Origin of the sequence: Protofrankia sp. Cr1, from assembly GCF_963555865.1 — a bacterium.
In the GTDB taxonomy this organism is placed as follows: Bacteria; Actinomycetota; Actinomycetes; order Frankiales; family Frankiaceae; genus Protofrankia.
Genome location: NZ_CAUVXO010000188.1, coordinates 1 through 9,150, shown reverse-complemented (window position 1 = coordinate 9,150; position 9,150 = coordinate 1). Strand labels below are relative to the sequence as shown.

8 protein-coding genes and 1 pseudogene are annotated in these 9,150 nt (G+C 71.4%); 7 read left to right on the top strand and 2 right to left on the bottom strand.

Features of this window, described 5'->3' with window-relative positions; all coding sequences use genetic code 11:
* The coding region (locus tag U9980_RS15475; RefSeq protein WP_322768558.1) for a hypothetical protein at positions 1-186 on the top strand (186 nt) is incomplete at its 5' end.
* A 145-nt stretch (positions 187-331) separates the two neighbouring features.
* On the opposite strand, the gene U9980_RS15470 is transcribed toward U9980_RS15475, so the two are convergent.
* On the bottom strand, positions 332-505 hold the full coding sequence (locus U9980_RS15470; RefSeq protein ID WP_322768557.1) for a hypothetical protein: 174 nt from the start codon (positions 503-505) through the stop codon (positions 332-334).
* Positions 495-1,526 carry a helix-turn-helix domain-containing protein gene (locus tag U9980_RS15465; RefSeq protein WP_322768556.1) on the bottom strand — a complete coding sequence of 344 codons (1,032 nt, stop codon included), beginning with the start codon at positions 1,524-1,526 and terminating at the stop codon, positions 495-497. The genes U9980_RS15470 and U9980_RS15465 overlap by 11 nt, the downstream gene beginning before the upstream one ends.
* Before the next feature lie 546 nt (positions 1,527-2,072).
* Between U9980_RS15465 and U9980_RS15460 the strand changes: the two genes are divergently transcribed.
* The 6 genes and pseudogenes from U9980_RS15460 to U9980_RS15435 all read left to right on the top strand — a co-directional run.
* A complete protein-coding gene (locus U9980_RS15460; RefSeq protein ID WP_322768555.1) occupies positions 2,073-2,222 on the top strand; it encodes a hypothetical protein in 150 nt (49 codons plus the stop codon).
* A 102-nt stretch (positions 2,223-2,324) separates the two neighbouring features.
* Positions 2,325-5,531: a lantibiotic dehydratase gene (locus tag U9980_RS15455; RefSeq protein ID WP_322768554.1), complete on the top strand. Its 3,207-nt coding sequence runs from the start codon at positions 2,325-2,327 to the stop codon at positions 5,529-5,531.
* Positions 5,528-6,838, top strand: a complete 1,311-nt coding sequence (locus U9980_RS15450) for a lanthionine synthetase C family protein (RefSeq protein ID WP_322768553.1) — start codon at positions 5,528-5,530, stop codon at positions 6,836-6,838. The genes U9980_RS15455 and U9980_RS15450 overlap by 4 nt, the downstream gene beginning before the upstream one ends.
* The gene (locus U9980_RS15445) at positions 6,835-7,635 is read left to right on the top strand and encodes a thiopeptide-type bacteriocin biosynthesis protein (RefSeq protein ID WP_322768552.1); all 801 of its coding nucleotides are present in this window, start codon (positions 6,835-6,837) and stop codon (positions 7,633-7,635) included. Before U9980_RS15450 ends, U9980_RS15445 begins: the two co-directional genes overlap by 4 nt.
* A 5-nt stretch (positions 7,636-7,640) precedes the next feature.
* Positions 7,641-8,843 (top strand): methyltransferase, FxLD system, encoded by a 1,203-nt coding sequence (fxlM, locus tag U9980_RS15440; RefSeq protein WP_322768551.1) that lies wholly within the window; start codon positions 7,641-7,643, stop codon positions 8,841-8,843.
* A 14-nt stretch (positions 8,844-8,857) separates the two neighbouring features.
* A pseudogene (locus U9980_RS15435) lies at positions 8,858-9,150 on the top strand (hypothetical protein); the annotation flags it as partial.

Below are 9,150 nucleotides of genomic sequence, written 5' to 3'. Positions count from 1 at the left end.
ACTGGTTTCGCTCATGACTTCCCCACCCTGTCCACCCGCTTGCGGTTCACACGCGTCACCTGCGGCGATCTGATCGGTCGGCCACCGCGACTCGGTCGGGTGGTGACGCTAGAGGTCGACCGTCACGACAGCGTCACCTCGAGCGGGAGCCGGTGGGGTGCCAGAAGCCGCTGCCTGGCCCTGTGATCTGTGACCTGGGATGATCTCACCATGTCAGCCGATACTCCCGATCGCCGAAATCCGCGACGACACGTAGCTTTCCACCAAGAGCGTGTACCTATGTTCGCAATGTAGAGAATGGCCTGTGTCACGAGGTCACGAGGTCACGAGGTCACGAGGTCACGCCGAGGCCGACCGTCGCCCGGTGGGTGCTGGAGACTCGGCACAGCACCGCCAGCCCGCCGACCACGACGGGCGGCTGGCCGATGAGCTTCCGCACTTCCTCGACGGCCTGGACGACCGCGGCCATCGCGTCGCCAAGGAAGATCACCCGGCTACCAGACACGGGCCCACCTCGGGTCTGGCCGCCATGCGTCGAGGATCTCGCGTCCACGCCCCTCGTCCTGCGCCAGATCGAGCGCGACGAACAGTGGATGCGCAAGCGGCCACTGCCACAGCTCGGGCGGGAGGTCGACACGACGCGTGCAGACGGCCGCGACCGGTGCGACCCGCACCGCGGCGCGCGTCTGGACCGGCGTCGAGGCAGCGCCGAGGAGCGTGGTCGCGCGCCGAAGTACCGCCTGATCGGGGATGAAGAAGTCGAGCAACTGGTCAGCGCGAACAGCGACCGGGGCACCGTACGCCGCGGCGGCGGTCGTGTCCGTCAATGCCCACCCGGTCTCGTTTCTCACGTCACGGAGGCCAAGACGCAGCGATCTGGTGACGCCGTTCCCGTCACCGGGATCGGGGAGTTTGGCGAGATAGGTGCGTCGCGCCGGCCAGCGCTCGGCCACCTGCCAGAACAGCTGCGCGTCCGTGACGACGTTCGTGGCGTCGACAAGACCGTCGTGCCGCAGCGTCGCCAGCACCTCCGACACCGTGCTGGGGGACCGGCCGAGCCGGCGTGCCAGTTCCCGGACGGCGGCGCCCGCTTGCGGCTCCATGAGCAGAGTGGTCGCGACCTCGAGCCCGGCCTTGCCGCTCAAGGCCCGTGTCCGCTCACCGCGTCTGGTGACCGGGCTGACTTCAGCATCGATCACGAAGCGGCTCGAACGAAGCGCAATCCGGCCGCGTAGGTCGTAGTAGCCGGCCCGATGCTCGGTCAGCAGCTTCCGGGCCGTCTCGGTCACCCGGTCCGCGACGATCAGCAGGAGTGGGCCGCCCGATCCACCGGGTGGACGGCTGGCCTCGAGTAGCTGCGCGGCAACGCCTTCGGACACCAGCGACCGACGCTTGAGCTCGATCTGAATCCCGACGCCATCCGGGTCGAGCACGAGGTCGACCCCACCATCGGACCCGTCGTCAGGTAGTCGGGCCTCGACCCCGAGCTGTAGGAGGGCGTCGACCACGAGGGCCTCGGTGTCCATGCGGACCAGGGTCCGTGCTGTTCGGTGTTCGGTCAATACCGAACACCGAACAGGCATGTGACAGCAACGGCCCACAAGATCATCTGACTCCCTCGCCGGGTCGGTCTTCGACGGTGCCCGGCGTCTTCCGCACGTGGGGTTTCGATGCGTCGACCAACCCCCGAAGGACTTACGGGCGCGACCACTTAGCTGGTGGCGCGCCGGTAGCCGCCTGGCCGAGACCCTGGTGGCCGACACGCCCGGCACGGGAACGCGACGGACGTCAGACAGCAGCAGATTGGTGACACAACGCGTGTCACTTCGTGGGATGACGCGGCTGCACTCTTGCAACCGAAGGCCTGGTCGGCAAGGAGTTCCCAGGACTATCGATTGACTTGGGAACCCTGCGTCGGCCGCGCCGAGCCATCCCTCACTAGGGCACCGCCGGAATGGCGGCGACTAGCTACTCCACACCCCTTGGTCGAGGTCTGGCGGCACCACCGCACCAATGAAGTCTTTCGGGAGCCCGTCTCTCACGTGAGCGGGCAGACAGGGAGTGTGATGACCATGGACGCCTTCACGTCCGACGCGACTGCCGCCGCCGAGGTCGGCGAGCTGGACCTCGACGTCTCGATCGTCGAGCAGGGCGACGCGGTGAACGCGCTGCTGTGCACCACGGACAACGGCTGTTCGACGAACAAGCAGAAGGACTGCTGACACCGCCGTGAGTCCGGGTGTTGTTCGGAGCACGGTCCGGCAACACCCGGATCACGTTTCTGCCGTCTTGTGGACAGCTGCCGATCAGGTGGAGGCGATGCCATGAGCTCACGGGGCTGCCCGCCGGTCTATGCGCCCCTCGACGCGGCGCTTTTCCGCGCTGCCGCCATGTCGGACGAGTCGGCGATGGCCGTAGCTGCAGGTTCGTGGCCGGGCGCGAACTGCGACGACGTGGACCGCTGGTGTGCATGGCTGGCCGGGGTCTGGGCGCCGCAGGCCGTCGCGGGCGCCGTCGAGATCGCGAGTCCGGCACTCGCGGCACGGGTGCAGGACGCGTGCCAAGGACGTCGGCCGTCAACGCGGCAGGTTCGCCGGCTGGGGTTGGCGGTGGCCCGCTACCTGGTGCGGATGAGCCGGCGGGCGACGCCTTTCGGGTTGTTCGCCGGTGTGGCCCCGGTGCGTTTCGGCGCCGAGCCGGGGCTGCGGTGCACTGGTGATGATCGCCCCTACCCGCGGGCGGACTCGGTGTGGCTGGCTGCGGTCGTCGCCCGACTGGAGTCCATGAGCGCTGTCCGCGCGGCGTTGACCGTGGTCGCCAACGACCTAGCCGTGGTGCGCGGCGAGCGGCTTGTGGTGTCATGGCGCCCGCATGCACACCCGCCGACGGACGCCTTCCTTCCCGCCGAAGTGTCGGTCCGTCATAGCCGAGCCGTTCAGGCTGCCGTGGCGTCCGCAGCGAGACCCGCCGCCTTTGTCAATCTTGTCGATTTGGTGTCGACCAACCTCGGCCTTGCTCGGCCGGGCGTCGAGGACATGGCTGCCCAGCTGCTGGCGTGCGGAGTGCTCGTGAGTAGCCTGCGGCCACCTGCAACGTGCACGGACAGCCTTGCCCACCTTCTCGATGCGCTGGAGGGCATTGAGGAGCCGTGCCTACCGGCCGCCTCCAACCGGCGCGACGACAGCCCCGGTGATCCCCTGATACGCCTCGTTGGCGATCTCCGGGAGATCCAGGCGGAACTGAGAGCAGCGCGCGACACGGACGGCTCGTCCACCTGGGCACGTCTGGCCACTGTCGGTGAGCGGATGCAGGCGGTGTGCGCGGTGGTCGAGCAGCCGCTGGCGGTCGACCTGCGGCTGGGCTGCGGGGTGGTGCTACCGGACATCGTGGCGACGGAGGCCGCCACGGCGGCCGAAGCACTGCGGCGGCTGACTCCGTATCCGGCTGGTCATCCGTCTTGGCAGGACTACCACCGCAGGTTCCTGGACAAGTTCGGCGTGTCGGCGCTGGTCCGGGTCGGTCAGCTGGTTGACCCGGTGGTTGGGCTGGGCTATCCGACGCACTTTGACCTTGTGGAGCCGGTATCTGCCGGCGGCCTGTCGCCCCGGGACGAGTGGCTGCTGGCGCTCGTGCAGCGCGCGGCGCTCGACGGCCAAGAGGAGGTCGTCCTGGACGATGCCGCCCTCGACGCTTTGTCTGCACAGACCGCTGGATCCTGGCCGGAGCCACATGCGGAGATGTGCGTCGAGGTGCTGGCATCGTCGGCGGCAGCCCTTTCAAAGGGCGCGTTCAACCTGGTGGTGACAGGTGTCAGCCGTACCGGAGCGGCGATGAGCGGCCGATTCCTGGACCTGCTCCCCGATGCCGACCGGCACAGGATGGTCGGGGTCTTCCGTCGGTTACCGCCGATGGTGCAGGGCGCGGTGGCGGCCCAGCTGTCGTTCCCGCCGGCGCACGCCCGGCTGGAGAACGTCACCCGCACCCCCCAGGTCCTGGCGGACTGGGTCTCGCTCGCTGAGCACCGCGACGGCCAGCGCGGCGGGCTGCGATGGACGGATCTGGCGGTCACGGCGGATGACGAACGGCTCTACCTGGTCTCTCTGTCCCGTCGCGTCGTCGTCGAGCCGTTGTTGACGCATGCCGCCGCCCGGCAGACCTTCCCGCCGCTCGCGCGGCTGCTGCATGAGCTGCCCCGCGTCGGCGCCGGCGCTGTAACCCCGTTCTCGTGGGGCGTGGCGGGCTGTCTGCCGTTCCTGCCGAGGGTTCGTCATGGCCGCGCGGTTCTGGCGCCGGCCCGATGGCGTATCGACCCGTCCGATCTTCCGGGCCGGCGGGCGACAGACCAGGAGTGGACCGACGGGCTCGCGCGGCTACGGGAGCGGTCAGGACTGCCTCGTTGGATGAGCACCGGTCGGGCGGACGTACGTCTACGGCTGGACCTTGACGAGCGGATGGATCGCGATCTGTTGCGTGCCGAACTCGACCGCGAAGGCGCCGCCGGGACCCTGTCCGAGGCGCCAGGCCCGGCCGCCTATGGCTGGGCCGACGGCCGGGCCCACGAGATCGTTGTCCCGGTCGCGGCCACCATCGCCCCGCGTCCCGCGCCAGCCGTCGTGACGACACCCGGTCCGATGGCCGTGGTCGACGCGGCATCCGGGATCCTGCCGGGGTCGATAGTGCTGTTCGCGAAGCTCTACTGCCATCCGGACGTCGTCGACACGATCCTCACGCGCCATCTGCCCGCGCTGCTCGACGCATGGGAGGGCCCACCGCGATGGTGGTTCGTCCGGTACCGCGACCCCGCCCCGCACCTACGCCTCCGGCTCCACCTCGTACCGGACGCCCGTGGCTCCACCGACGGCGGCTACGGGCGAGCAACAGTCTGGGTCGGCGCATGGGCGGAGCAGCTGCGGGCACAGCGTCTCATTGGCGATCTCGTGCTCGACACCTACCACCCTGAGACGGCCCGCTACGGCGACGGCGCGGCGCTGGCCGCAGCCGAGAACCTGTTCGCCGCCGACTCGGTCGCCGCCGTCACCCAGCTGGCCGCCCAGGCCGCGAACCGGGCGCTGCATCCTGCGGCGCTGACGGCGGTGAGCTTGGTCGACCTGACGTGCGCGTGGATCGGCGGCAGGCCGGCCGGGATGCGGTGGCTGCTGGACAACCTGCGGGCAGCCGGAGCACCGGTCAATCGCCCGGTCCTGCGTCAGGCCATCGCGCTGTCCCGCACGTGCGATGGTCGGCCCGTTCCCGACGCCGCTATCGGGCAGCTCCCGGCGGCGGTATGGGCCGCCTGGCGCGCGCGGCGCCGGGCGGCCGAGCGGTACGCGGCCCAGCTCGCCGCATCCCCGGGTCTGCCGGCAAGCGAGGAGGTGCTGGGGTCGCTGCTGCATCTGCACCACATCCGCGCCCACGGCATCGACGCGTCGGCGGAACGCACCTGCCACCGGCTCGCCCGCGCGGTCGCGCTCGCCTACCACAACACCGACCAGCAGACCCGTCCTGACCTGGCACGAGCGGAAGGCCAATGACCGCAGTCATGGAAAGCCGGGCCCGCGCGGCCACCGTTGCGGCGCGGCTGGCTGAGACGCTGACCGTGCCGCCACCGCCCGAGCCAGGCAGTGACCGAAGCCCGAGCAGCCCACGCTGGCAGGGCCAGTCGCTAGCCCAGGGCGCGGCCGGCATCGCGGTTCTCCATGGCGTGCGCGCCCGCGCCCACGCTGGCGACTGGGCCACCGTCGCCGCCTGGCTGACGGCCGCCGCCACAGAGGACCTGTCCGCCGGGCCGGGCGCCGGCCTGTGGTTCGGCGCCCCGGCGCTCGCGTTCGCGCTGACGACGGCAGCCCCACCCGGGGGCTGTCCCGGCGCGGCCCAACGGTTGCACGCCGCCGTCGAAAAGCTGGTCGAGGACCGGCTCGCGGCGGCCCACGCACGGATCGACGCGAGACAGCGACCGGAACGCGCCGAGTTCGACCTGGTCCGAGGCCTGACTGGCCTCGGCGTCTACCTAGCCACCCGCGACGCCGACAGCGAGCAGCTTCGCCAGATCCTGGCCTACCTTGTCCGGCTCACCGAACCGCTACCCGCCACCGACACGGTCGGGCTGGCCGCGCCGGGCTGGTGGACAGTCGACGTTCCCGCCACAGCGCCACCCGGGCCGTTCGCCGACGGCCATGCCGACCTGGGCATGGCCCACGGCATCGCGGGTGTTCTGGCGCTGCTAGCCATCGCCCATCGCCACGGGAACGTCGTCCCCGGCCACGCCAACGCCCTCGACCGGATCTGCCGCTGGCTGGAAACCTGGCGCCAAGACGGCCCGGCCAGACGCTGGTGGCCCGAACGGATCACCGCCGGCGAGCTGCTGGCAGGCCGCCCGGCCCAGACAGGCCCAGGCCGCGTCTCCTGGTGTTACGGCACTCCCGGTCTGGCCCGCGCCCAGCAGCTCGCCGCGCTCGCGCTGGCCGACACCGCCCGCCAACAACGCGCCGAAGCGGCTCTCGCTGCCTGCCTTGTCGACCCCGCCCAGCTCGGCCGGTTCGTCGACCCGGCGCTCTGCCACGGCTGGGCAGGCCTGGTCGCCACCGTCCGCTGCGCTGCCACGGACGCCCGCTTCTACCCGCTCGGCAACCACCTGCCCGGCTTGGTCGACCGGCTCCTCGACAGCCTCGACACGGCGCAGGGCACCGGATGGCAGCTACCCGGCCTCATCGAGGGCACAGCCGGGATCGCCGCAGTCCTGCATACCGTCGCGACCGGCACCACCGCCGCCTGGGAGACCGCTCTCCTGCTCGACCTCCCGCCGACGCAGCCAACACAGGACCCGGGAGCCCACAGGTGAGCACTCCCGACACCGAGGCCGCCTGGTGCGGGGTGACCGTGTGCTGCCAGGACTGGCGGTCCGCCGAACACCTGGGGGTCACCCAGCTGGCGCCGCTGCTCACCGCGGCTGAACAGACAGACGGGATCAGCCTGTGGTGGTTCACCAGAAAGTCCGCCTCCTGGCGGATCCGCTGGCGTCCTGGCCCAGGCCAGATCGGACAAACCCCGACAACGCTCGGCGAACGAACTCTTGGTGACCTGCTCGCCGACGGCGCGATCTGTCGTTGGGCGCCGGCCGTCTACGAGCCCGAGACCCACGCCTTCGGCGGACCCGCCGGCATGGACGTCGCACATCTGCTCTTCCACACCGACAGCCGCAACATTCTCGCCCACCTCGGCCAGTCCCACCCCGACCACCGCCACGAGGTGGGACTCGTGCTGGCCGCGGCACTGCTGAACGCCGCCGGCCAGGACTACTACGAAGAAGGCGACATCTGGACCCGCGTCGCCGGCCACCGCACCCGCCAGCCCGCCACCCGGGCCGCCGTGCACCGACTCCTCACCGCCCGCACAGTCCGGCCCCTCGAAGCGCTGCCCGCGTGGCCAGCGGCGTTCCGGCACGCCGGGCGGTCACTCGCGGACCTCGCCGACCAGGGCCAGCTCACCCGCGGCATCCGCGCGGTCCTGGCGCATCACGTCCTGTTCGCCTGGAACCGCCTCGGCATCCCCGCCGCCGACCAGGCCCAGATGGCCGCCACCGCTGCCCACATCGTCTTCGACGACAGCGGCCCAATCCCGACCCTCGACGAACGGTGACCACGATGACGACCCGCACCCCCGAGCAGCTTCGCGACGCGCTGGTCGCTGACATCCGCCGCTGGGGTACGTTCCGGACCGGCCAGGTTGAAGCTGCGTTCCGTGCGGTGCCGCGGCACCTGTTCCTGCCGGGCGTTGACCTGGAAACCGCGTACGCCGACCAGGTCGTTGTCACCCGCCGCGCGCCCGACGGCACCGCGCTGTCCTCGGCTTCGCTGCCCGACCTCGTCGCCGCCATGCTCGAACAGGGCGACGTCCATACCGGCCACCGCGTTCTGGAGATCGGCACCGCTACCGGCATCAACGCCGCGCTCCTCGCCGAGCTCGCCGGCCCGACTGGCCACGTGACCACCATCGAGATCGACGAGGACCTCGCCGCCAGCGCCCGCAGCGCGCTGGCGACGGCCGGCTACGACCAGGTCGAGGTGATCCACGGGGACGGCGCGGCCGGCTACCCGGACGGGGCACGCTACGACCGAATCATGATCACGGCGGGGGCGTGGGATATCGCCGCGGCCTGGTGGGACCAGCTCGCCGCCGCTGGCCGGCTCGTCGTACCCCTCCGCCTGCACGGAAGCGGCCTGACCCGCTCGCTCGCGTTCGACGCAGTCGAGCCGGGCCGGCTGGTCAGCCGCTCGGCGCTCGTCTGCGGCTTCGTCCCGCTGCGCGGCGCCGGCGCCCACACCGGCCGCACGCTGACCCTCGCCGACGGCGCCGCCCTGCGGTTCGACGACCACGACCCCGCCGACGAGCCGGCGCTCCGCGCCGCGCTCGACAGCCCGCCCCACGGGCTGTGGACCGGTCTGACGATCCACGACCACGAACCGACCGCCCACCTCGACCTGTGGCTCGTCACCGCCAACACCCAGTTCGCCCGCCTCGCCGTCGACACCACCGCCCGCCACGACGGCCAGCTCACCCCGGCACGGCGCTGGGCCGGAGCCACCATCCACGACGGCTCCACGATCGCCTACATCACCCTGCGCCCCCTTGCCCCCGACACCGACGAACTCGGCGTCACCGCCCACGGCCCCCACGCGACCACCCTTGCCGCGCAGCTCACCGACCTGCTGCATCACTGGCACAAGGAACGCCCCACCGAGCCCGTCATCACCACCCACCCCGCGGACACCCCCGACGACCAGCTCCCCGCCGGATACCGCATCGACCGGCCGAACAGCCGGCTCACGATCCGCTGGCAGTCGTGAGAACGGCGAGCGCCATGGCTGCCTTCACCTCCACGGCTGCGGCCACCGCGACGTTCGACCTCGTCGCTGCCCGGTTCCCCCTCGTTCCCCGCGACCGACCACACTGTCCACCCCTCGACGCCCGGATCGCCCACGTGGCCGCCCTCGCCCGCCAGGCCGCCTGCGGCGGCGACGACGCGCTGCTGCGCGCAGCCGAGGCCCACAACCTCGGCGCGCTGATCGCCAGCGACTGCGGCCTGCCCGACCTCGCCCGCCGCCTCTGCTGGCACCAGATCGACACCCTCCCACTCCGCCGCCCGCTCGACGC

What these genes read in the sequence shown, in the direction of transcription:
- U9980_RS15465 (WP_322768556.1), bottom strand. Translation starts at nt 1,526, where the DNA reads ATGGACACCGAGGCCCTCGTGGTCGACGCCCTCCTACAGCTCGGGGTC.
- U9980_RS15460 (WP_322768555.1), top strand. Translation starts at nt 2,073, where the DNA reads ATGGACGCCTTCACGTCCGACGCGACTGCCGCCGCCGAGGTCGGCGAG.
- U9980_RS15455 (WP_322768554.1), top strand. Translation starts at nt 2,325, where the DNA reads ATGAGCTCACGGGGCTGCCCGCCGGTCTATGCGCCCCTCGACGCGGCG.
- U9980_RS15450 (WP_322768553.1), top strand. Translation starts at nt 5,528, where the DNA reads ATGACCGCAGTCATGGAAAGCCGGGCCCGCGCGGCCACCGTTGCGGCG.
- fxlM (WP_322768551.1), top strand. Translation starts at nt 7,641, where the DNA reads ATGACGACCCGCACCCCCGAGCAGCTTCGCGACGCGCTGGTCGCTGAC.